The 21,524-nt window shown below is 57.7% G+C and carries 21 protein-coding genes; 5 read left to right on the forward strand and 16 right to left on the reverse strand.

Features of this window, described 5'->3' with window-relative positions; translation table 11 throughout:
* Positions 1 to 19: 19 nt before the first annotated feature.
* Complete coding sequence (locus ACR0LL_RS18165) at positions 20 to 1,066, reverse strand: LacI family DNA-binding transcriptional regulator (protein WP_480588616.1); 1,047 nt, start codon at positions 1,064 to 1,066, stop codon at positions 20 to 22.
* The gene (locus tag ACR0LL_RS18170; RefSeq protein ID WP_480588617.1) at positions 1,066 to 1,815 is read right to left on the reverse strand and encodes a sugar phosphate isomerase/epimerase family protein; all 750 of its coding nucleotides are present in this window, start codon (positions 1,813 to 1,815) and stop codon (positions 1,066 to 1,068) included. The genes ACR0LL_RS18165 and ACR0LL_RS18170 overlap by 1 nt, the downstream gene beginning before the upstream one ends.
* Before the next feature lie 173 nt (positions 1,816 to 1,988).
* On the opposite strand from ACR0LL_RS18170, the gene ACR0LL_RS18175 reads away from it, so the two are divergent.
* The 3 genes from ACR0LL_RS18175 (at position 1,989) to ACR0LL_RS18185 (ending at position 4,272) form a co-directional block, all read left to right on the forward strand.
* Positions 1,989 to 2,165, forward strand: coding sequence for a family 1 glycosylhydrolase (locus tag ACR0LL_RS18175; RefSeq protein WP_480588618.1), 177 nt, complete (start codon positions 1,989 to 1,991; stop codon positions 2,163 to 2,165).
* A gap of 91 nt (positions 2,166 to 2,256) precedes the next feature.
* Entirely contained in the window at positions 2,257 to 3,306 is a 1,050-nt protein-coding gene (locus ACR0LL_RS18180) for a glucokinase (protein ID WP_480588619.1), read from the forward strand.
* 39 nt (positions 3,307 to 3,345) lie between these two features.
* On the forward strand, positions 3,346 to 4,272 hold the full coding sequence (locus ACR0LL_RS18185) for a carbohydrate kinase family protein (protein ID WP_480588620.1): 927 nt from the start codon (positions 3,346 to 3,348) through the stop codon (positions 4,270 to 4,272).
* 123 nt (positions 4,273 to 4,395) lie between these two features.
* On the opposite strand, the gene ACR0LL_RS18190 is transcribed toward ACR0LL_RS18185, so the two are convergent.
* From ACR0LL_RS18190 to hutI, 13 genes are all read right to left on the reverse strand, one after another.
* Entirely contained in the window at positions 4,396 to 5,151 is a 756-nt protein-coding gene (locus tag ACR0LL_RS18190) for a methyltransferase domain-containing protein (protein ID WP_480588621.1), read from the reverse strand.
* Positions 5,148 to 5,768 (reverse strand): pimeloyl-ACP methyl esterase BioG family protein, encoded by a 621-nt coding sequence (locus ACR0LL_RS18195; protein ID WP_480588622.1) that lies wholly within the window; start codon positions 5,766 to 5,768, stop codon positions 5,148 to 5,150. The genes ACR0LL_RS18190 and ACR0LL_RS18195 overlap by 4 nt, the downstream gene beginning before the upstream one ends.
* A complete protein-coding gene (gene bioA, locus ACR0LL_RS18200) occupies positions 5,765 to 7,051 on the reverse strand; it encodes an adenosylmethionine--8-amino-7-oxononanoate transaminase (RefSeq protein WP_480588623.1) in 1,287 nt (428 codons plus the stop codon). The genes ACR0LL_RS18195 and bioA overlap by 4 nt, the downstream gene beginning before the upstream one ends.
* The gene (gene bioD / locus ACR0LL_RS18205; protein ID WP_480588624.1) at positions 7,048 to 7,668 is read right to left on the reverse strand and encodes a dethiobiotin synthase; all 621 of its coding nucleotides are present in this window, start codon (positions 7,666 to 7,668) and stop codon (positions 7,048 to 7,050) included. Before bioD ends, bioA begins: the two co-directional genes overlap by 4 nt.
* The gene (locus ACR0LL_RS18210) at positions 7,665 to 8,798 is read right to left on the reverse strand and encodes an 8-amino-7-oxononanoate synthase (protein WP_480588625.1); all 1,134 of its coding nucleotides are present in this window, start codon (positions 8,796 to 8,798) and stop codon (positions 7,665 to 7,667) included. Before ACR0LL_RS18210 ends, bioD begins: the two co-directional genes overlap by 4 nt.
* Entirely contained in the window at positions 8,795 to 9,775 is a 981-nt protein-coding gene (bioB, locus tag ACR0LL_RS18215; protein WP_480588626.1) for a biotin synthase BioB, read from the reverse strand. The genes ACR0LL_RS18210 and bioB overlap by 4 nt, the downstream gene beginning before the upstream one ends.
* A 114-nt stretch (positions 9,776 to 9,889) precedes the next feature.
* Positions 9,890 to 10,738, reverse strand: coding sequence for a carboxylating nicotinate-nucleotide diphosphorylase (gene nadC, locus ACR0LL_RS18220; RefSeq protein WP_480588627.1), 849 nt, complete (start codon positions 10,736 to 10,738; stop codon positions 9,890 to 9,892).
* Positions 10,735 to 12,303 (reverse strand): L-aspartate oxidase, encoded by a 1,569-nt coding sequence (locus ACR0LL_RS18225; protein WP_480588628.1) that lies wholly within the window; start codon positions 12,301 to 12,303, stop codon positions 10,735 to 10,737. Before ACR0LL_RS18225 ends, nadC begins: the two co-directional genes overlap by 4 nt.
* Positions 12,304 to 12,309: 6 nt before the next feature.
* Positions 12,310 to 13,359 (reverse strand): quinolinate synthase NadA, encoded by a 1,050-nt coding sequence (gene nadA / locus ACR0LL_RS18230; RefSeq protein ID WP_480588646.1) that lies wholly within the window; start codon positions 13,357 to 13,359, stop codon positions 12,310 to 12,312.
* A gap of 142 nt (positions 13,360 to 13,501) precedes the next feature.
* Entirely contained in the window at positions 13,502 to 15,184 is a 1,683-nt protein-coding gene (hutU, locus tag ACR0LL_RS18235) for a urocanate hydratase (RefSeq protein ID WP_480507026.1), read from the reverse strand.
* Entirely contained in the window at positions 15,181 to 15,975 is a 795-nt protein-coding gene (hutG, locus tag ACR0LL_RS18240; protein ID WP_480588629.1) for an N-formylglutamate deformylase, read from the reverse strand. The genes hutU and hutG overlap by 4 nt, the downstream gene beginning before the upstream one ends.
* Positions 15,972 to 17,510: a histidine ammonia-lyase gene (hutH, locus tag ACR0LL_RS18245; RefSeq protein ID WP_480588630.1), complete on the reverse strand. Its 1,539-nt coding sequence runs from the start codon at positions 17,508 to 17,510 to the stop codon at positions 15,972 to 15,974. The genes hutG and hutH overlap by 4 nt, the downstream gene beginning before the upstream one ends.
* The gene (gene hutI / locus ACR0LL_RS18250; RefSeq protein WP_480588631.1) at positions 17,507 to 18,715 is read right to left on the reverse strand and encodes an imidazolonepropionase; all 1,209 of its coding nucleotides are present in this window, start codon (positions 18,713 to 18,715) and stop codon (positions 17,507 to 17,509) included. The genes hutH and hutI overlap by 4 nt, the downstream gene beginning before the upstream one ends.
* 82 nt (positions 18,716 to 18,797) lie before the next feature.
* Between hutI and ACR0LL_RS18255 the strand changes: the two genes are divergently transcribed.
* Positions 18,798 to 20,162, forward strand: a complete 1,365-nt coding sequence (locus ACR0LL_RS18255) for a formimidoylglutamate deiminase (protein WP_480588632.1) — start codon at positions 18,798 to 18,800, stop codon at positions 20,160 to 20,162.
* Here ACR0LL_RS18255 and ACR0LL_RS18260 read toward each other — a convergent pair.
* Positions 20,159 to 20,707, reverse strand: coding sequence for a HutD/Ves family protein (locus ACR0LL_RS18260; protein ID WP_480588633.1), 549 nt, complete (start codon positions 20,705 to 20,707; stop codon positions 20,159 to 20,161). The two genes, ACR0LL_RS18255 and ACR0LL_RS18260, sit on opposite strands and share 4 nt — an antisense overlap.
* Before the next feature lie 67 nt (positions 20,708 to 20,774).
* Here ACR0LL_RS18260 and ACR0LL_RS18265 point away from each other — a divergent pair, with 67 nt between their 5' ends.
* Complete coding sequence (locus tag ACR0LL_RS18265) at positions 20,775 to 21,476, forward strand: GntR family transcriptional regulator (protein ID WP_480588634.1); 702 nt, start codon at positions 20,775 to 20,777, stop codon at positions 21,474 to 21,476.
* The last annotated feature ends 48 nt before the right edge of the window (positions 21,477 to 21,524 follow it).

Below are 21,524 nucleotides of genomic sequence, written 5' to 3' on the forward strand. Positions count from 1 at the left end.
CAGGTACTCCTTTGTTGGATCAGGTGGTCTGCGCCGCATCCGGCGCCGGGGTGTCAGGTTGTCGCTCGATCAATGTGGCCCTGATCTTTTTCTGAATCTCGGACGGATCGACCCCGTCCAAAGCTTTCAACATGAACTCACCCAGCAGACGGCTTGTTTCAGCAATCGGCAAGTAATAAGTGCTGGGTGGCGGTACAAAATACTGGCTGAGCTTCAAGTCGTCGTTCGAGATGACCACAATGTCTCTGCCAACCTGTAATCCGGCTTTGTCGGCAGCTGACAGCGCCCCAAGGGTTATGGCCTCATTGGCGCAGATGATGGCGCTCGGCGGTTTTGCCAACTGCATAAGCGTCGCAAATTTCTGCTGACCGGATTCCGCAGTGGTCGGGCCGGTGGATACCAGTGCCGGGTCCAACTCCACACCGCATTCTGACAGCGCATCAGCATACCCCCGACGGCGTTGCTGTGCATAGATCAGGTCATCCGGCGGGTTTATCAAAGCGATGCGACGATGCCCCAGCGCAAGCAGCCGAGCGGTGGCATCATAGGCCGCTGCCTGACTGTCGAGATCCACAAAAGGATGCGGTTGGGGGCTGTCGCTCATACCGTATGTGACAAATGGAAAACCCTGCCCCTGCAGATACGCGACGCGTTCATCATGAACACGCGTGCCGGAAAAGATCACGCCATCAGCCTGCCCTTCCTGCACGATAGACTTCAACGTCTGCAGCGCAGCCTCGCCATCGCATGTGCTAAATACGCTCAGCTGATAGCGCGATCCAATTAGCGCATTGGATATACCGGCCAGAATTCGCGTAAACTCTACACCTTCCCACTCTTCCGCGGCATCGTTTGAAACACTGACCATGACCGCGATTCGAAAGGATTTATTGGTGCGCAGCTTCAGGCCATCCAGATTCACCCGATATCCCAGATCCGATGCAACTTTCTGAATCTCTTCCCGGGTTTCCCGTTTTACCGATACGGAACCGCGCAAGGCATTCGAGACTGTGCCAACGGAATACCCGGTACTTCTGGCAATCGATTTGATCGTCGCCCGCGCCATCACCCAAACCCTGCCAGTTGTTCCGTCAACAATGACCGACCCGTTTGCAGGGTGCGCACGTGATCATCGGTTTCGTCATGTTCGACAAACAGGTCCGTGCAGTTGGTCGAGGCAAGCGCGCGCAGGGTTGCGTTCCAGTCAACCACGCCTTCGCCCATATCGCGCCAGCGCGCGTCACCTGTTCCGCCTGCTGGGTCGATATCCTTTGCATGCACGGACAGGATTCGATTGGCGTGGCGGCGGATCGCGTCCGCCGGATTCAGACCAGCCGCAACCAGCCAACCGATATCTGGCTGCCAAAAGACGTCTCCGCCGGAAAGGATTAGATCAAGAGGTGTGTCGCCAGCCTCACCGATAAGATCAAAATCATGATTGTGATACGCAAGGCTGATACCATTATCTGCCAGCCGGCTTGCCCATTTGGACAACTGGCCCGACACCGCCCTCCATCCCTCGTCAGTGTCGGGCCGCACCTGGGGCGCCAGCCAAGGCATGACAGCCACCCGGCATTCCATTAGGTTTAATACTTCGACGATATCCGAAAATCGTTCTTCGAACTCTTCCCACTCAAAATGTGCAGACCGAACATTAAGGCCTGACCCTATAATAATGCCCGCCATCTGAGCGGGGGTCAGGCCATGCAAGCCAGTGGTTTCGACATCTGAAAAACCGCAGGCCGCAACCAATTGCAGTTGATCTGCGAGATCACCGCATTGCCGCACTGTGTAGAGTTGGGCAGAAACTCGCATCCCTCACCATTGAAACGTTTCAATTAGGGTGAATTACGAGCTGCACCCTTGTCAAGCGCCGTATGGATGCGATCTGTATGGCCAGCCCTGAGAAGGGGCTCCGAACCTTTGCCCAAAACCCAGATGGGGTGGACAATCGAGCCATTTCTTTCAACCGATTTCAGATCCAAACAATGAAGGGCTATACGAGCGGGCCACCAATCTGTATCACCGAAAACGGTATGGCGAGCGCGGAACGTCTTCAGAATGATGATCGCATGGATTATCTCAACCGACACCTGGCTGCCGTAAGCGACGCTTTGGCACAAGATGTTCTGGTAAGGGGCTGTTTTGTCTGGTCACTGCTGTGACAAATGCGATTGGGCCTTCGGATGTGGAAAAAGGTTTGGACTGGTGGACGTGAATTTTGAAACGCTTGAGAGAACACCCAAAGCGTCTTTCATGGCGCTCAAGTCTGCCCTTTCCGGGGGTCAGAACGCCTCTCAGCCGTTAGCGCAACCATCCAGTGCAGTGCATGAGCATTGGAATCTGGTTGCCGACATAGGAGGCACCAACACGCGGCTGGGCGTGGTAACGAACGGAGAGCTGACAGACCTTCGCAAGCGCCCGACGGGGACACTGGAAGATCTGCTGGAAGCGTTTCACGCGCTTCGGGATGAAATCGGAACAAATCCACAGGCGGTTGTGGCGGCGGGGGCGGGCCCAGTCCGGAACGGCACGATTCGGCTGACAAATGCCAATCTGGACCTGTCCGAGGCCGAATTGGCAAAGGCCACTGGTGCCAGTCATACGTTTGTAATTAATGATTTCACCGCTGCAGCGTGGTCGGTGGCAGAAGTAACCCAAAAAGACGTTGCCGTCTTGCAAGGTCACGCGACACCGCCCGCGGGCACGCGATTGGTGGTGGGCCCCGGCACAGGGCTTGGCGTGGGGGCGTTGCTGTTTTCCGAGGGCCACTATCACACAGTCTCTGGCGAAGGTGGGCATGTCGGTCTGTATCCGCGTCACCGCGACGAAGTTGACATCTTTGAAGCAGCCCGCAGCATTGCGCCTGAGTGTTTTTTTGGTGACAGCCTCGCGCTGGAAGCTGAAATGTTCCTGAGCGGTACGGGCTTGCCTATCCTCTATCAGGCGATCGGGCTGGCGGCAGGCCAAATACAGACACCAACGCGCTCGGCGAAAGACATTCTGCTTGATGCCCGCGACCGTTCTGACCCCATCGCGGTACAGGCCGCTCGGATGTTCAACACCCATCTGGGGGCTTTGATGGGCGACATGGCCGTCACACTGATGCCTTCAGGCGGAGTATTTCTTGTTGGCGGTGTCGCAGAAAAGAACCGCTGGTTATTCGGTGATGAGTTCAGAGAGGCGTTCAACGGCGGTGGCCGTTTCAGCGAACTGCGCCGCTCGTTGAACCTGTATGTGTCCGAGCAAGCAGAATTCGGCATCATCGGGGCGAACAATTTCTGCAAGAACGCTTTGATGCGATAGCAAGTCTTCCTGACAAGATATTTTGAAAAGGACTACGAAATGATCCTGTGCTGTGGTGAAGCCCTGATCGACATGATTTCCGAGCCGACAGTGTCGGGCGCACAAGGATTTGTACCGCACACAGGTGGGGCGATATTGAACACGGCGGTCGCAGTCGGTCGTCTGGGTGTTTCCGTCGGAATGCTGACCGGTGTGTCGTCTGACATGTTTGGCCAACAAATTACAAAGGCGCTGATTTCAAGCCACGTTGACACGTCACATGTGATTGTCTCTGACCGCCCCACGACCCTTGCGTTCGTACAGCTAAAAGACGGTCACGCCACTTACAGCTTTGTTGATGAAAACACCGCCGGACGAATGCTGCAACCCGAGGACATGCCAGACCAGCTTACAGCCGTGTCCGCCTTGTATCTTGGGGGTATCAGCCTGGCATGTGAACCCTGCGCGGATGCCTATGCCTCACTTCTGAATCGCCACGGAGCGGATCGCGCAGTGATGTTGGATCCGAATATCCGACCGGGCTTCATCAAGGATCAGACCCGGTATCGAACCCGTCTGAACCGCATGATTGCGCAGTCCGATATTGTGAAGGTTTCAGACGAAGATCTTGACTGGATCATCCCGGGAGCCGAACCCGAGGCCGCCAAAGCGTCTCTTTTGTTGCAGACCGGTCCGTCAGCCCTCATCGTGACCAGGGGTGGCGACGGGGCGAATGGGTACCTGGCCGACGGATCCAAGGTTTCGGTTCCAGTGAAACCTGTTCAGGTTGTCGACACAATCGGCGCGGGCGACACGTTTAACGCTGGTGTTCTGACTGAACTCAGCCGCGCAGGGCATTTGACAAAGCGGGGGCTGCGCAATCTGACCTCTGAAAGCTTGCGGGCGGCCATGGCGTTGGGCGCAACTGTTGCCGCCATAACAGTATCACGCGCCGGGGCAGAACCGCCCTGGGCACATGAGGTTTGATTGCCTGCAAAAACCCGAAAAACGAACTGGTGACAATCGCATCAAGGCCGAGGGCCGTGGCTGCTGAGTTTGCGACCGTCTGGCAGGCTCACAAATTACGTTAGGCCACGGCAGAATAAGCACCTATCGCTTCCGGGCAATGATCCACACGGGATGATATGTCAGTGAGACCCCGCGATCCGTGCCGAACTCCTTAGCGTATTCGTTTTCGAACCGAGCCAGCGTGGACTTGGTCCATGTCCCTTGCGCCCTGCCGTTTACACCTGTTCTTCGCAAATACCTAAGTACCTCGCGGGGCGTATCGAAATAGGTTTGCCTCAGGCTTTCACCAACGGCCAATATCTGCATCGGGCCGTCGACAGCAGCGGCAAGAGCAGTCGGCGTAGTAAGTCCTGGTGCACGCGCAGTTGATCCAATCTGACTAAGCTCTTGATATTGCTGAGGGCCAAAACCCGAAACCGCCAACCACCCGCCGGGCTCCAGCGCGTCCATCGCTTTGTGAAGCAATTTCAACGGGCTTTCCATCCATTGGATCATCGAAGCCGAAGCGATCAGATCAATCCGGGAAGGCCAGTGAACTTCACGCGCATCACCGGCAATGAACGTGGCCTGTTCCGCATCCGCCGTTGCCTGAGCCTGCGGCGCGATGTCGTTCAATATGAGGTTTGGCAGGTGAAAGTTTTGTCGCATCAGACGGGTCAGATGCCCTGTGCCACATCCCAGCTCGAAGACAGTTTCAAAGCGGTCCGGGGCTCCGGCACGACGCAGTTCGGACACCAGCTTGCCTGCGACCCAGGCTTGTTGACTTGCCGTGTCGTGGTAGGTTTGAAAACTTCTGCTAAAGCTCCGCTGCACCCTGTCTGCCAGTTGCGCTGTCATGATACCCAACTCGCCCAACTTTGCTCCGGTAGGAATGGTACGTGCGGCCCCGCAACATGCTCGACTCGGGCCGAGGTTGAGGCCCATGCCGTTTCTTGGGCCGCTGTCGGAATGATCCGGTCGTTTGTGGGTATCCACACCCTGTCAAAACCCGGATCAGGGGCAGACCCGCGCTGTATCACCGCAATTAGCTCTTGCTGCGCCGCGACTATATCGAGTTCCGGGGGCTCACCTGGCAAACCTGCACGGCGGCAGAACTTGGCGAGGCTGCGCTCGGAAAGCTGAGCCGCTGTTGCCTTGATCATGTCAGGCGCGATACCACGTTCCGGGCACGCCGGGTGCAAAGTGCCGCTGATGGCGATCAATCGGTTGGGACGAAAGCCCGAGCACGCCAGCCAATGCGCGGCCGACGCGACACCGAAGGAAAAGGCCAGCATATCTATGTGATCGAAACGGGCGAGATCGGGCAGGGGATCATCGAGGCTGGTGTAGCCTTCCAACAGCAGAATATTCCCGCCCCCCGTAAGACCCCGGAACGGAGCATCGCCCAATGCCCATCCACCGAACACAAGGGTCAGAGTACTGTCACCTGATTGCGCCAGCCAACGGCTTTTCATTTCTGCCCCCCAGCCAGAGCAAGCATCGCGGACGTTACCCTGCTCAGTTCGTCCGGCGAAGTAACATAGGGAGGCATGCAATAAATATTGCGAGCAAACGGGCGCAGCCAAACACCGGTTTCCGCAGCCAATCCATGTGCGATGGAGGGGTCGACCCGCTCTTCCATCTCGATGACGCCGATTGCGCCAAGCACGCGCACATCCGCTACACCGGATAGATTGCGCGCGGGGGCGAGTTCAGCCTTCATCTGCTGCGAGAGTGATGCAACTTCCTGCTTCCAGTTTCGCTGTTGCAACTGGTCAAGGCTCGCCACCCCTGCCGAACAAGCCAAAGGGTTGGCCATGTAGGTGGGACCGTGCATCAAAACTCCGGCCTCACTTTCCCCGATCCCGCGAGCGACGGCCTCGGTCGCGATGGTGGCGGCCAAGGTGATATGCCCACCTGTCAATGCCTTGCCAAGACATAGGATATCCGGAACCACTCCGACGTGGTCCATTGCAAACATTTCGCCGCTGCGTCCGAAACCGGTCGCGATCTCATCAAAGATCAGCAAAACGTCATGCGCATCACACAAGGCGCGCGCCCCGCGCAACCATGCAGGGTGATAGAAATACATCCCACCCGCGCCCTGCACCACCGGCTCAAGGATCAGCGCGGCGATCCTGTTGCCTTTGTCGTTCAGCAACGCCTCCAGCGGCTCCAACCCGTTCTCGGAAGGGTCGTCGAGCCACTCATCACCGAACTGGATGTGAGGGCGTGGCAGAAAGTGCTGGATCGACAACGCACCGCGAAACAGACCATGCATCCCGTTGACGGGATCACAAACGCTCATCGCTTTCCATGTGTCGCCATGATAGCCACCCCGGATCGTGGCAAATTCAGACCGTTCGCCCCGGCCTTTGGCAATCTGGTACTGGACTGCCATCTTCAACGCGACTTCAATCGCGACCGAGCCGCTGTCGCTGTAGAAAATGCGATCCAGGCCATCTGGCAGAAGGTCGACCAACCTGCGCCCGAGTTCCACGGCGGGTTCGTGGGTCAGACCACCAAACATCACATGCGGCAGTGTATTCAGCTGCTTTTGCATCGCATCGATGATGGCCGGGTGCCTGTGCCCATGCACCATACACCACCAGGACGACATTGCGTCGATCATTCTGATGCCATCAGCACGCGTCAGCCAGACACCTTCTGCCCCGGTAATCAGGTGCATCGGGCCGGGTTCAAGCACATGTGTATAAGGGTGCCACAGATGGCGCGCATCAAATTCCAACGGGGTCACAGGAACCTCCGAATGGTCGCCACATCGATTGCCGAAAATGCGCTGTTCAGGCGCTGCGGTGTCAGGTCGCTCAGAAATGGCAGGCGTCCCAGATGATGCACTTTACACATCTCGACGATGGTTTGCTCTACGTCCGGCACGGGGTCACCCACGAATACGACGCCGACAACCTCGCAGCCAGCAGCCCGAAGCGCCATTAGGGACAATGTGGTGTGGTTGATCGTTCCCAAGGCGGTGCGCGCAACAAGAACAACCGGAGCCTGCCATCCGGCAATCACGTCCAGAAAGAAGGACTGGCGGTTCAGCGGCACCATGAGGCCCCCTGCCCCTTCGACAACCAGAGGCCCGTCCACTTTCGGAATTTCAAGACGCGAGAGGTCAATCTCAACGCCCATGTCTTCGGCAGACAGATGCGGTGAGGCGGGCATGTTCAGCCGGTACGCTTCGGGCAGGACCTCGGCACCGCTCAGCGCGCTGACGGTTTCAGTGTCTGTAACATCCTCAAGACCAGACTGAACAGGTTTCCAGTACCGGGCCTGCAACGCTGCCGCCAGACCAGCCGAAAACACGGTTTTTCCAACACCTGTGTCGGTTCCGGCAACGATCAGCGCGCTCATGCGGCCTCCGACTGACAGATTGAGATAGTGGTGAACAAGGCCGTGATATCCTGAAGGGTGACATTTCCGGTAATCGAGACGCGCAAACGGGATGTGCCTTTTGGGACAGTGGGCGGGCGGATGCCCCGAACGTCAAAACCCTGCTGCTGCAAAGTGGCCGCCATCGCCATTGTGCGCTCGTCATCTCCCAGTACAACCGGGATGATCTGGCTGTTCAACGCGGCTGCGGGCAACCCCAGTTCCCGTGCGGTGTCATGGGCATGGCGCATACGTTCATGCGCGCCTTCAACCAGACTGACATCCTCGGCCAGTTCCCGTAGCGCAGCACGAACCAGAGCAGCGTTCAAAGGCGACGGAGCGGTCGCAAAGATGAAGGGACGAGCGCGGTTGATCAGGGTATCTATCATCACGCGCGGACCGCAGATCAGCCCACCTGAGACACCAAGCCCTTTACCACAGGTATGCAATGTCAGCAGATCAGCGTTCAGGTCATGCGCAAGACCCCGGCCTCGCTCTCCGAAAACGCCGGTGGCGTGGGCCTCATCAACAACCAAAACTGCATCAGCTTCGCGCGCAAGTACGGACAGGTCTTCCAGCGGCGCCAGATCACCTTCCATGGAATACACGCTTTCGACCGCAATCCAGACCTGACCCGAACCGCCTGTAGATTGCCAGTCGCGCAATACGTTGCGTGCATCCGCAACATCATTGTGACGGAAGGCACGCAGGTCTGCACGGCTGGACCGCATACCTTCATGGGCGCTCGCGTGAACCAGGGCGTCATAAAGGACCAAATCCTCAGCCGCTGGCAACGTGGAGAAGATTGCCTGATTGGCCTGGAACCCGCCTCCCATGAACAGCGCGGCCTCAGCCTCAAAGAATGCGGCCGCTTCCCGCTCCAGCGCTTCATGTTCAGGGTGGTTGCCCCGCAACAGACGTGAACCTCCCGAACCTACAGGCACACCCCGCGACAGCGCATCATGTGCCGCGCGCTGTAACACTTGAGAACCGGCAAGACCCAGATAGTCATTCGACGCGAAATCCAGCCCTTGCGTCGGGATCAAGGCCCGGCGGCGGTGCCGGGCTTGAAGCGCATCAAGCATCGATTCCAGTCGGTTGACTGCTTTCATTCGGCAGCTTCCGTGCAGTTTCGCGTTTCGGCTTTTTCAGCTTGCAGGCCAAGTTTGGCAAACAGGACCGCGTCGGTGTCTTCTTCGGGGTTTTCTGCTGTCAGTAGCGTTTCGCCAACAAAGATCGAGTTGGCACCGGCGAAAAAGCACATCACCTGCATCTCGTCACTCATGTCGCTGCGTCCGGCCGAAAGCCGCACATAGGACTTGGGCATCAGAATGCGGGCCGTTGCAATGATCCGCACAAAGTCGATCGGATCGATCGGCTCGGCGTCGGCAAGCGGGGTATCGGCCTGCGGCATCAACATATTGATCGGCACCGAGTCAGGTGGAGGCGTCATGTTGGCCAATGTCAGCAACATGTCGATACGGTCGCCAGTATGTTCACCCATCCCCAGAATGCCGCCCGAGCAAACCTTGATCCCGGCTTCCTGCACCCGGTTCATCGTGTCAATCCGATCCGCAAAAGTACGGGTGGTGATGACTTCGGAGTAATAACGTTCCGAGGTGTCGATGTTGTGATTGTAATAGTCCAAACCGGCATCGCGCAGCTGCACCACCTGGGTGTCGTCGAGCATACCCAGCGTCATGCAGGTTTCCATACCCAGTTCCTTGACGCCCTCGACCATCGCGACCAGCGCATCCATGTCACGCGCCTTTGGCTCGCGCCACGCCGCCCCCATGCAAAACCGGGTCGCGCCGCCATCGCGAGCTTTCTTGGCCTCGGTAAGAACGCGCTGAACCTCGATCAGCTTCGATGCGGGCAAGGTTGATCCATTGCGGGCTGATTGCGAGCAATAGGCGCAATCCTCGGCGCAGCCACCAGTCTTGATCGACAATAGCTTCGAGGTCTGGATCTGGTTCGGATCAAAGTTTTCGCGATGCACGGTCTGCGCACGAAACAAAAGATCCATCAACGGAAGATCGTGAATAGCTTGCGCAGTTTTACGGGTCCAGCCGGAGTGTGGGATGATCATTTTATCTATAAAACTTTCTGCAGCTTGCGTTGCTGTAGATTTATTATCGATAAAACTTGAATACGCAACTGTGTTGGCGCAAACGATCATAAATCAAGCGGAAATGCCGCGCCTTCAGAAATCGAGCCCCAGATCGACGGTGCGGGCGGAATGCGTCAAGGCACCGGACGAGATGTAATCCACCCCCGTCGCCGCAATCGATGCCACCCGTTCCAACGTCACGTTGCCGCTGGCTTCGGTCTTCAACCGCCCGCCCACCATCGCAACCGCTTCGCGCAGCATGTCATTGTCCATGTTGTCCAGCAAAACAACCGAAGCACCGCCAACGTCCAGCACTTCGGCAAGCTGATCCAGTCGATCAACCTCAATCTCGACCGCCATCATGTGACTGGCCTGCGCCTTGGCGGCTTCAAGAACCTGACGGATACCGCCTGCCGCAGCAATGTGGTTGTCTTTGATCAGGATCGCATCTGATAAGGAATAGCGGTGGTTGAAACCGCCACCGTGCAGCACGGCCTGTTTTTCCACGATGCGCAGGCCTGGCGTGGTTTTGCGCGTGCAGGTCATGCGGGCCGTAGTGCCGTTGGTCTGCTCCACAAATGCGGCTGTCATTGTGGCAATACCCGTCAGGCGTCCGGCAAAGTTCAGAGCGACGCGTTCGCCGGACAGGATCGATGCGGCAGAGCCCTTGATGGTCATCAGTGTATCACCGCGTACGCAACGCGAACCATCCTTGATCCGCACGTCAACCTCAAGCGACGGGTCCACAAGCCGGAACGCGATTGCGGCGACCTGCATCCCCGACACGACGGCGTTTTCGCGCGCGTTCAGTCTGGCTGTACAGGTTGTTTCCTGTGGGATCACGGCGCGGGTTGTCACATCACCGTAGCTTCCCAGATCCTCCATCAGCGCAGCGCGGACCATGGGTTCCAGGATCAGATCTGGCAGGATCGCATATGTCATGACAGTTCCTCGCAGGCTTTGGCCCGAATGCTCATTGCTTCGGACAAATACATCCGGGACCGCTCTCCGGGCCCATCATTGGCTTTTGGAAAGTCGGAACGCTTATGGGCACCGCGGCTTTCTTCGCGTTGCAAAGCAGCGGCAGCGATCAGGGTCGCGGTGGCACACATGTTGCAAAATGACGGGCAGGCATCGTGCTGCGCCTCCAACTGCGCAATAGTTTGCAGAGCGCGGATTAGGCCCGTCCGGTCCCGGACAACACCAACGTCGCGCGTCATGGTTTCGCGCAACTCCTGGATAGCCTTTGTCGTGTCTGGAGTCACCACATGGACAAACTGCAATGTAACGGGGTCAGCATTTGACACCACCGGAACGGATGCCCCGATACTTTCGGCGCAGATGCGCGCAAAGACAAGCGCCTCAAGCAGCCCGTTCGAGGCCAACCGGTTGGCACCGTGAAGGCCGGTCGAAGATGCCTCGCCGCAGACCCAAAGCCCGTCAAGTGTCGCGCGACCGTCAGTGTCGGTGGCAATACCACCCATGTGATAATGCGCTGCCGGTGCGACCGGGATCGGTTCGTTGACCGGGTCGATACCGTTGCGCGCGCAGTATTCAGCAACTGCCGGGAACAAGTCCGTTATCTTCGAGCCCAATGCGGTGCGGGTGTCCAGCATGGGTCGGTTGCCTGCCTGCACTTCGGCAAAAATCGCACGCGCGACAATGTCTCGCGGGGCGAGTTCCGCGTCCGGGTGAACGGATAACATAAACCGCTCACCCTTATTGTTGATCAGGGTTGCCCCTTCGCCGCGCAACGCTTCGGTTGCCAGCGGTGCCGGATCTTCACCAACATCCATTGCCGTCGGATGAAACTGAACGAATTCGGCGTCAGCAACAAGCGCACCAGCACGTGCGGCCATCCCGATGACCTGCCCGCGAATGCGTGCCGGATTGGTCGTCAAGGCATACAACCCGCCAGAGCCACCCCCGGCAAGCAACACAGCAGGCCCGCAGATCGTAACGGGCTCGGACCCTGTTTCTGATGCGTCCTGAACCGTGACACCTGTCACCCGACCGTTTGATACGTCCAGCGCCGTGGCAAGGACACCTTCCAACACCTGAACCGAGGGCGTTTCATGCACCCGTTCGATCAGGGCAGCCATGATTTCACTACCTGCCTGATCCCCCTTCACCCGTACGACACGGGCGAAGCTATGCGCCGCTTCGCGTGACAACACGTAACTGCCATCCTTGGTGCGATCGAATGGTGTGCCCAATGTCGTCAGGTCAAGGATATATTGCCGAGCCTCGCGCGTGACCAGATCGGCAACGGCCGGAACGACTATTCCTGCGCCAGCCTTGACGGTGTCCAGGCTGTGGCTTTCCGGGCTATCCGACAAATCCATTGCCGCGGCCACACCGCCTTGCGCCCATGAGGAACTTGCACCTTCGCCCAAAACATCGGGTGAGATTACAACCACTGGCCGCGGCGCGAGCTTTAGTGCTGCATAAAGCGCGCCGATGCCAGCCCCCACAATAATGACGCGATCCGTGGTGACTTTGGTCATTTCAGATCAAATGCCGAGCTTGCGGGACAGATCAATCATCGCCTGAACGGATTTTCGCGCCTTTTCAGCCACATCTTCGGCGACCTCGACCTGCCCTTCCATCGTGTGCAGGGCGAAGAGGATCTTTTCAAGCGTGATTTTCTTCATATACGGGCACATGTTGCATGGCCCTACAAATTCGACCTCGGGCAATTCATCGGCAATGTTGGATGCCATCGAACACTCGGTGATCAGCATCGCCTTTTTCGGCTTTTCATCATGCACGTATTTGATGATGCCGCTGGTCGAGCCGGAATAGTCTGCCTCGGCCACCACATCCGGCGGGCATTCAGGATGCGCGATAAGCCGTGTTCCCGGGTTCCATTCGCGGAAGTCGCGCAGGTCCTGTGCCGTGTATTGTTCATGCACAATGCAAGAGCCGGGCCAATACACCACGTTCTTGTGGCTTTGATTGGCAACATTTTGCGCCAGGTACTGATCCGGCGTCATGATGACCGTATCACTTTCCATGGCGTTGACGATTTGAAGCGCGTTCGAAGAGGTGCAGCAGATATCCGAAGCTGCTTTGACCTCGGCAGTGGTGTTTACATAGGACACAACCGGCGCGCCGGGGTATTTGGCACGCATTTCATCGATTCCCTCAGCGGTGATCGATTCTGCCAACGAACAACCAGCATCCATGTCGGGCATCAGAACAGTCTTCTGAGGGCTGAGGATCTTTGATGTCTCGGCCATGAAATGAACACCGGCCTGAACAATCACATCTTCTTCGACTTCACTGGCCTTGATCGCAAGCTGCAAACTGTCCCCAACGAAATCGGACACACCGTGAAAAATCTCGGGCGTCATGTAATTGTGCCCAAGGATCACGGCATTACGCTCTTTCTTGAGCGTATTGATGGCTCGCACGTAAGGCGCGTGGATTGCCCAATCTGGTGGGCTGACCACGCGATCCATGCGGGCAAACGTGTCTTTCATCTCATTGGCCAGAGTGGCCGATGGAGCAAGGTCATAAACGTCCGAAATCACGGAGCGGACATGTGCAATATCGAGCAACGGGTAGCCACCTTTGTCAGTTGCCTTCAACCCCACGGGGTTGTTGAACGGCTTAGCCCTAGCCGAAACAGCACCGGTTCGAAACCGGAAAATGTGACGTTAGCGCTAAGGCAAACCGACAAAACAAATGTTGGCGTGGTAATCAGCCCAAAATGCCCGGCAATCGCAGCCCATGTTCACGAGCGCAGGCTTTTGCATCCTCGTACCCGGCATCCGCATGACGCCAAACGCCTGACGCGGGATCATTCCAGAGCACCCTCTCCAATCGCTTGGCTGCGGCATCGGTTCCGTCTGCGCAGATGACGACGCCCGCATGCTGGCTGAAGCCCATACCAACGCCGCCGCCGTGATGCAGCGAAACCCAGGTCGCACCCGAAGCCGTATTGACAAGCGCATTCAGCAGCGGCCAGTCCGAAACAGCGTCCGAACCGTCCTTCATCGCCTCGGTCTCGCGGTTAGGTGAGGCGACAGAACCACTGTCAAGATGATCTCGGCCGATGACGACCGGAGCTTTCAATTCGCCGTTTCTAACCATCTCGTTGAACGCCAGCCCAGCCTTGTGGCGATCTCCTAGCCCAATCCAACAGATCCGCGCCGGCAGGCCCTGAAACGCAATACGCTCCTGCGCCATGTCCAACCAGTTGTGCAGATGGGTATTGTCGGGGAACAGTTCCTTCATCTTGGCGTCAGTCTTGTAGATATCTTCAGGGTCACCGGACAACGCGCACCAGCGGAAGGGTCCGATACCCCGACAAAACAGCGGGCGAATATAGGCGGGTACGAAGCCGGGGAAGGCAAAAGCGTTCTCCAACCCCTCATCCTGAGCCACCTGTCGGATGTTGTTGCCGTAATCCAACGTCGGCACGCCCGCGTTCCAGAAGTCCACCATTGCAGCGACGTGTTGCTTCATCGAAGCACGTGCAGCCTTTTCGACCGCCTTCGGGTCACTTTCGCGCTTGTCTTTCCATTGCGCCATGGTCCAACCAAGCGGCAGGTAGCCGTTTACCGGATCGTGGGCACTGGTCTGATCCGTGACAATATCCGGGCGCATCCCGCCAGCTTGCATCCGAGCGTAAATTTCCGGGAAGATTTCAGCAGCGTTTCCCAACAAACCAACGGATTTCGCTTCGCCCGCCTTGGTCCAGCGATCAATCATTGCCAGCGCTTCGTCCAGCGTCTCGGCTTTTTCGTCCAGGTATTTTGTACGCAAGCGAAAGTCGATGCTGTCCGGGTTGCATTCCACGGCCAGACAACAAGCCCCTGCAAAGACAGCGGCCAGAGGCTGCGCGCCGCCCATTCCACCCAGTCCCCCGGTCAGGATCCACTTACCTGTCAGGTCGCCGTCGTAGTGCTGACGCCCGGCCTCGGCAAAAGTTTCATAAGTGCCCTGCACGATGCCCTGTGTACCGATATAGATCCACGAGCCAGCGGTCATCTGGCCGTACATCATCAGACCTTTCTTATCGAGCTCGTTGAAGTGGTTCCAATTGGCCCAGTGCGGCACAAGGTTCGAGTTTGCGATCAATACGCGGGGGGCATCGCTATGGGTGCGAACAATGGCAACCGGCTTGCCGGACTGGACGATCAGCGTTTCATCCTCTTCCAGATCCTTCAGGCTGGCAACGATGGTGTCAAAATCCTTCCACGTCCGCGCCGCGCGGCCAATCCCGCCATAGACCACCAGCTCATGCGGGTTTTCGGCCACGTCCGGATGCAGGTTGTTCATCATCATCCGCAATGGCGCCTCGGTCATCCAGCTTTTGGCGTTCAGTTCAGGTCCGGTGGGCGGAAAGATGTCACGGGTGTTTTTGCGAGGATCGGTCATCGGGCAAGCTCCAATGCTGTGTCATTGAGGACGTCTAGAATGTCTTTCAACCAACGGCGGAGACGGTTGGCTTTGGCGGTGTCAAAAGTCCAGGGCGGCATTTCTGAGGTCAGGTAGGTCGACTGCGCCAGCTCCATCTGGATCGCGTGAATACTGTTATCCGGATGTCCGTAGTGGCGTGTCGTCCACCCACCTTTGAAGCGCCCGTTCAAAACGGTGCTGTAAGGGGATGAAGCGGCGAACTCATGTGCAATTGTTTCGATTTCCAATGCACAGGTCATCCCGTTATTTGTGCCAATGTTCATGTCGGGCAATACGCCGTCGAACAGAAAAGGAATGCGGCTGCGGATTGAGTGGCAATCATACAGCACAGCGATGCCATGGATCGCCTTCACCCTCTCCAGTTCGGCCAGCAAAGCGGCGTGATATGGCGCATGAAATGCGTCACGCCGTTCAATGATATCTTTTTCAGTTGGAGGGATGTCCCAGATGTCCTGCCCGTCGAAATCCGTCAGTGGAACTAGCGTCGTCGTGTTCTGTCCAGGGTAAAGAGAATTACCGCCTGGGTCACGGTTGGCGTCGATCACATAGCGATGAAAGGTGGCCCGAACCGTGGTAGCACCGGGCAAAAGCCCGTCGTAAAGCATGTGGATGTGCCAATCCGTATCTGCCAGCGCCCGACCCCGTGCATTCAGTTTGGCATCAATCGCCGCAGGCACATAGGTGCCCGTGTGAGGCAGGCCCAAAACAATTGGACTATCGCCCTGAACTACCTCGACTGGATCAGTCATGCGCCAAGCTCCGGCATGGCGACACCGGTGCCATCGGAAATCTCACCGCTTGCAATAAGGGCCGAGGCTGCTTCGATGTCATTTGCCATGTACCTGTCATCTTCCAACGCCGGTACAACCGAACGCAGGCGCGCCATGACACCTTGAAGGCTTTCACTGGTTGGCAGCGGCGCGCGATATTCAACCCCTTGCGTTGCGCACAGCAACTCGACCCCCAGGATACGTTCCAGATTGGTCACCATTTGCCCCAGCCGCCGCGCGCCATGGGCGGCCATTGACACGTGATCTTCCTGATTGGCCGAAGTCGGTGTTGAATCCGTGACGCAAGGATTGGCCAGATGCTTGTTTTCGCTCATCAGTGCGGCTGTCGTGACTTCGGCAATCATCAGGCCAGAGTTCAAACCGGGGTTGGGTGTCAAAAAGGGAGGCAAATCAAAGCTGAGCACTGGATCGACGATCAGCGCGATGCGTCGCTGCGCAATCGCCCCGATCTCGGCCACTGCCAGAGCAATCATGTCGGCGGCAAACCCGACCGGTTCTGCATGAAAGTTTCCGCCTGATACGATCAACCCGGCCTCGGCCAGAACCAGAGGGTTATCGGTGGCGGCGTTGGCTTCGGTTTCCAGTGTCACCGAAGCCTGACGCAGCACATCCATCGCGGCACCAACAACCTGCGGCTGACAGCGGATGCAGTACGGGTCCTGAACCCGCGTATCTCCGTCCCGGTGGCTTTCGCGAATGACCGACCCAGCCAGTAGCGCGCGCATGGCTGCACCTGCTTCGATCTGGCCCCTGTGGCCACGCAAGGCGTGGATTTCGGGTTGCAAAGGCGCGGTAGACCCCATGATCGCATCAGTTGTCAGGGCTGAAGTGACTAAAGCGCTTTGCGCCGCCCGCCAAGCGCCGAAAAGCCCCGCCAGCGCAAACGCCGTCGAAAACTGAGTACCGTTGATCAGCGCCAGACCTTCCTTGGGACCAAGTTCGACCGGGGTCAAACCTGCCGCTACCAGCGCGTCGCCGCCAGACATGAGGGTACCGCCAAACTCGGCCTCACCCTCGCCCATCATGACGGCTGCCATGTGCGACAGCGGTGCCAGATCGCCCGAAGCACCAACAGACCCCTGTGCCGGGATTACCGGTGTCACCCCTGCGCCAAGCATCGCTTCCAGCAGGTCAATCAGTTCCAGCCGCACACCCGACGCGCCACGTCCGAGGCTGAGCAGTTTGAGTGCCATCATGAGCCGCGCAATAGCACGCGGGATCGCTGGTCCGACGCCACAGCAATGGGACAGGATCAGGTTGCGTTGCAGCGTCGCGGTATCCTCGGCCGCGATCTTGACGCTTGCCAGTTTTCCAAAGCCCGTATTGACCCCGTAAACGGCGGCTTCGCCAGTCGCCGCCTCAATGATGCGAGCGTGTGCCGCGGCTATCGCAGGCCTGCAATCCGGGTCCAGCCGAACGGCGCATTCCTGGCGGAATACCTGTTCCAGCTGCGCCAGAGAGACAGTGCCGGGAGTTAACGTCAAAGTGGTCAAAATGCGCCTCCGAATATGCGGGCGTGAAGGGGATTAAAACCGATGCGGTAGGCAAGCTCGGCCGGTTGAGTGACATTCCAGACAGCCAGATCCGCCCGCAGGCCCTGAACGATCCTGCCGCAGTCTCTCAGGCCCAGTGCACGCGCGGCATTCACAGTGACACCTTTCAACGCTTCCTCGGGGGTCATTCGAAACAAGGTGCATCCCATGTTCATCGCAAGCAAAAGTGATGTCATCGGAGCCGAGCCCGGATTGCAGTCGGTCGCAAGGGCAATTGGCACGTCGTACTTGCGCAGCAAATCAATTGGCGGTTGTTGCGTCTCGCGCAGGGTGTAGAAAGCCCCGGGCAGTATCACGGCCACCGTGCCTGCCGCTTCCATGGCTTTGACACCGCTTTCGTCCAGATACTCGATATGGTCGGCAGAAAGCGCACCATAGCTTGCAGCAAATTTCGCACCACCCAGGTTGGACAGTTGTTCGGCATGCAATTTGACCGGCAGTCCTAGTTCCTTGGCAACGTCAAACAGTGGCACCAGTTGGTCCGGCAGGAAGGCAATCCCTTCACAAAAGGCGTCCACTGCGTCTACCAAACCCTCGGCATGAGCCGCGCGAAGGGTCGGAATGCAAATCTCTGCAATGTAAGCCTCGGGCCGGTCTTTATACTCGGCGGGCATAGCATGAGCGCCCAGAAAACTGGTCACAATGCGCACCGGGCGGCTTTCCTGCAGGGCCCGCCCGGCGCGCAGCATGGTCAGCTCAGTTTCACGACCAAGCCCATAGCCCGATTTGACCTCGATCACCGAGACCCCTTCGGCGATCATCGCGTCCACGCGCGGCAGGGCCTGCGCAATCAAATCCTCTTTATTGGCCGCACGCGTGGCTTTCACGGTCGAAATAATACCACCGCCCGCGCGGGCCACCTCTTCATAGCTGGCACCGTTAAGGCGCATCTCGAACTCAGCCGCGCGGTGGCCACCATGCACCACATGGGTATGGCAATCGATCAGAGCCGGCGTCACCAACCGCCCGTCCAGCGAGGTTGGAGAGAAGGTCGCGTATTCTTCCGGCAACTGCGTCTTCGGACCGACCCACGCGATCCGGTCCCCACGCACGACAATCGCCGCGTCTTCGATCAATCCGTATGCATCCGCACCAACCATGGTCGCGGCGTGCAGATCTGTGAACAGATGATCATAGGTTTGCATTCGAATCCCTCTTCGGTGCAATTCTCTCTTTTCTGGTACAGGTCTTTATGTCATATGTCTATTCATAAAACCGGAGGTAGGGATGACGGTCATTTTCGCAAAACGGGCCTTTCTGGCAGCCGGCTGGGCAGAGAATCTGCGACTCGAGATCAAGAATGGTCGCATTGCCCGACTGACACCCAATGCTGTCGCGCAAATCGGCGACACCCGCGTCGACACTCTACTGCCCGCTTTGGCCAACCTTCACAGCCATGCCTTTCAGCGCGCCATGGCGGGAATGACCGAATATCGGCTGGCTGGCCGTGACAGTTTCTGGACTTGGCGCGATCTGATGTATCGCTTCACAGCCCGCCTGAGCCCTGACCACATTCAGGCCATCGCCGCGCAAGTTTATGTCGAGATGCAGGAGGCCGGATACGCCTCGGTCGGTGAATTCCATTACCTGCACCACCAACCGAACGGGCAACCCTATGACAGAATTTGCGAACTCAGCGACCGTATCATGGCCGCCGCCGCCGAGACCGGAATTGGCCTAACCCATCTGCCCGTGCTCTACAGCTATGCAGGAGTTGGGGAAAAACCGCTGGAGGCGGGGCAGAGACGCTTTGGAAATGATGTGGACCGTTTTTGCGAACTTGTCGCGCAGGCGCGGGATGCGCTCGGTAATCTTCCCGACGACTGTCGCGTCGGCATCGCGCCACACTCCTTGCGCGCCACCTGTCCGCGCGATCTGGCGCAAGTGGTGGCATCACAAAGTTCCGGTCCAATTCATATTCACATTGCCGAACAACCCAGAGAAGTTGAGGAAGTTCAGGCTGGCCTTGGCGCGCGTCCGGTCGAATGGCTGCTGGATAATGCCCCGGTTGATTCCAACTGGTGCCTGATCCATGCCACCCACATGACTGACGAAGAGACTCGCGCCATGGCCCATAGCAATGCCGTTGCCGGTCTGTGCCCGGTGACAGAAGCCAACCTGGGCGACGGGCCTTTCAACGGCCCTGTCTATCTGAGCGCAGGCGGCGCTTTTGGCGTGGGATCGGACTCCAACGTGTTGATTTCCATGACCGAAGAACTCCGCACACTCGAATATTCGCAACGACTGCGCGACCTGTCACGTAACGTGATGGTGGTCGGCGAAGGCTCGGCCGGACAAACCCTTTATCGCGGCGCAGCTATGGGCGGCGCGCAGGCGCTTGGCCGCAATGCGGGGCAAATTACCGAAGGAATGCTGGCTGATCTCGTCGCCATCGACAGTCAGGCCCCTGCCCTTTGTGCACTACAGCCCCACCAGTTGCTGGATGGTTTAGTCTTTGCCGCCAAAGATAATGTCGTTACTGATCTTTGGTCCGCAGGCCGACACCAGGTTCAAAACGGGCGTCACGTCCTGCGGGACAAAGTCGCGAACAACTACAAACAGGCAATATGTGGGCTTCTTGCTGAGCTTTAGATCGGGGCTTTGCCGAAACACACGCGAAGGATCTTAGCGCCTGCAGCCGGACTGATCGTAACAGCGGCGTTCAGCGTCATTGCGTCTCCGGCAACCAGCTGCGTTTTGTCTGACGTGTGGGCCATTCCTGAGGCGACAAAGATAACCTCGCCCGCTGTCGCTTCGAATTCCTGATCACTTGCAAAAACATTCACTACCATAGCGACGACCTTTGGATCGTAGATCGCATTGAACGCACGACACGGCCCGCCTAACAGCCGCGCATTCAGCGCGAGCGCTCCGTCGAACGAAACCGGCAGGAATGGTCGCGCTGGTAAAACGCCACTATCGCCGAGCAAATCAAGCCCGGCGCCTTCGATGATCGTGTGTACACGCGCCATGCCTGGAAATCGGGAAAATGGCCCATCCCGATCGATCCGGGCCACACTGATACGCCAGACGACGTGATTGCCGACCCGCTTCGCGGCAAGTTCGGTTGTTACACCGCCACCATTGGCCCAAGGCGTAACCGCGCAATCCTGCAATCTTATAAGGTTCTGGGTCAAATTCTTTGCATCTCACCGTTAACATAGACATAATACTAATAAGTTCGAAAAAAATAGTGAGCACAATGTGAACGGGCAGAAAAACACCGGCTTCCAAGATGTCCGCGATGAAGTTTTAAATCGCATCCAGACCAGAATCTGGCCGCAAGGCAGCCTGCTGCCCACCGAACTGGAACTGGCCGCCGAGTTCGGATGCGCCCGCGCGACTGTCAATCGAGCACTCCGTGAACTTGCTGATCAGGGTATTGTCACACGCAAACGCAAAGGCGGCACACGTGTGGTTACAACACCGGTCAAACAGGCCAGGCTGCCCATTGCAGTAGTCCGTCAAACCATTGAAGACATGAATGCAGAATACCGGTATGCGTTGGTCAGCCGCACACTGGTAGATTGCCCGGCATGGCTACAAGCCAAACTCGGACTGCCCGAGGGCACGCAAATTCTGCATTTGCGCTGTATGCACCATGCCGACAATCGCCCCTTCCAGTTCGAGGAGCGATGGATCAATACAGCTGCGGTACCGCACGTCATGAATGAGGACTTTCTGACCACCGGTCCAAACGAATGGTTGCTGGCCGAAGTTCCTTTTTCGAACGCCGAAATTGCCTTCTCGGCTGTTCCGGCAACCGGTCCGCTTCAGGACTTTCTTTCTGTTCCGCCCGGAACACCTTTATTCCAGTTGGAGCGGACAACGTGGTTTCGAAAAACCCCGGTCACCTTTGTACGCATGACCTTTCATCAGGGGTATCAAATGCGGACAACCTACTGAGGCTTTTTCCGCTATTGGTGGTCCTGCCGAAAGCCAAATCTCGATCCG

It is taken from the genome of Ruegeria sp. AI2 (genome assembly GCF_056541275.1).

Excerpts from the sequence above, each read along its gene's own strand:
- ACR0LL_RS18185 (WP_480588620.1), top strand. The coding sequence starts at position 3,346 with ATGATCCTGTGCTGTGGTGAAGCCCTGATCGACATGATTTCCGAGCCG.
- ACR0LL_RS18210 (WP_480588625.1), bottom strand. The coding sequence starts at position 8,798 with ATGAAAGCAGTCAACCGACTGGAATCGATGCTTGATGCGCTTCAAGCC.
- ACR0LL_RS18175 (WP_480588618.1), top strand. The coding sequence starts at position 1,989 with ATGAAGGGCTATACGAGCGGGCCACCAATCTGTATCACCGAAAACGGT.
- hutG (WP_480588629.1), bottom strand. The coding sequence starts at position 15,975 with ATGACTGATCCAGTCGAGGTAGTTCAGGGCGATAGTCCAATTGTTTTG.
- ACR0LL_RS18165 (WP_480588616.1), bottom strand. The coding sequence starts at position 1,066 with ATGGCGCGGGCGACGATCAAATCGATTGCCAGAAGTACCGGGTATTCC.
- ACR0LL_RS18195 (WP_480588622.1), bottom strand. The coding sequence starts at position 5,768 with ATGAAAAGCCGTTGGCTGGCGCAATCAGGTGACAGTACTCTGACCCTT.
- ACR0LL_RS18190 (WP_480588621.1), bottom strand. The coding sequence starts at position 5,151 with ATGACAGCGCAACTGGCAGACAGGGTGCAGCGGAGCTTTAGCAGAAGT.
- hutI (WP_480588631.1), bottom strand. The coding sequence starts at position 18,715 with ATGCAAACCTATGATCATCTGTTCACAGATCTGCACGCCGCGACCATG.
- bioB (WP_480588626.1), bottom strand. The coding sequence starts at position 9,775 with ATGATCATCCCACACTCCGGCTGGACCCGTAAAACTGCGCAAGCTATT.
- nadC (WP_480588627.1), bottom strand. The coding sequence starts at position 10,738 with ATGACATATGCGATCCTGCCAGATCTGATCCTGGAACCCATGGTCCGC.
- ACR0LL_RS18180 (WP_480588619.1), top strand. The coding sequence starts at position 2,257 with ATGGCGCTCAAGTCTGCCCTTTCCGGGGGTCAGAACGCCTCTCAGCCG.
- hutU (WP_480507026.1), bottom strand. The coding sequence starts at position 15,184 with ATGACCGATCCTCGCAAAAACACCCGTGACATCTTTCCGCCCACCGGA.
- bioD (WP_480588624.1), bottom strand. The coding sequence starts at position 7,668 with ATGAGCGCGCTGATCGTTGCCGGAACCGACACAGGTGTTGGAAAAACC.
- ACR0LL_RS18225 (WP_480588628.1), bottom strand. The coding sequence starts at position 12,303 with ATGACCAAAGTCACCACGGATCGCGTCATTATTGTGGGGGCTGGCATC.
- ACR0LL_RS18255 (WP_480588632.1), top strand. The coding sequence starts at position 18,798 with ATGACGGTCATTTTCGCAAAACGGGCCTTTCTGGCAGCCGGCTGGGCA.
- ACR0LL_RS18170 (WP_480588617.1), bottom strand. The coding sequence starts at position 1,815 with ATGCGAGTTTCTGCCCAACTCTACACAGTGCGGCAATGCGGTGATCTC.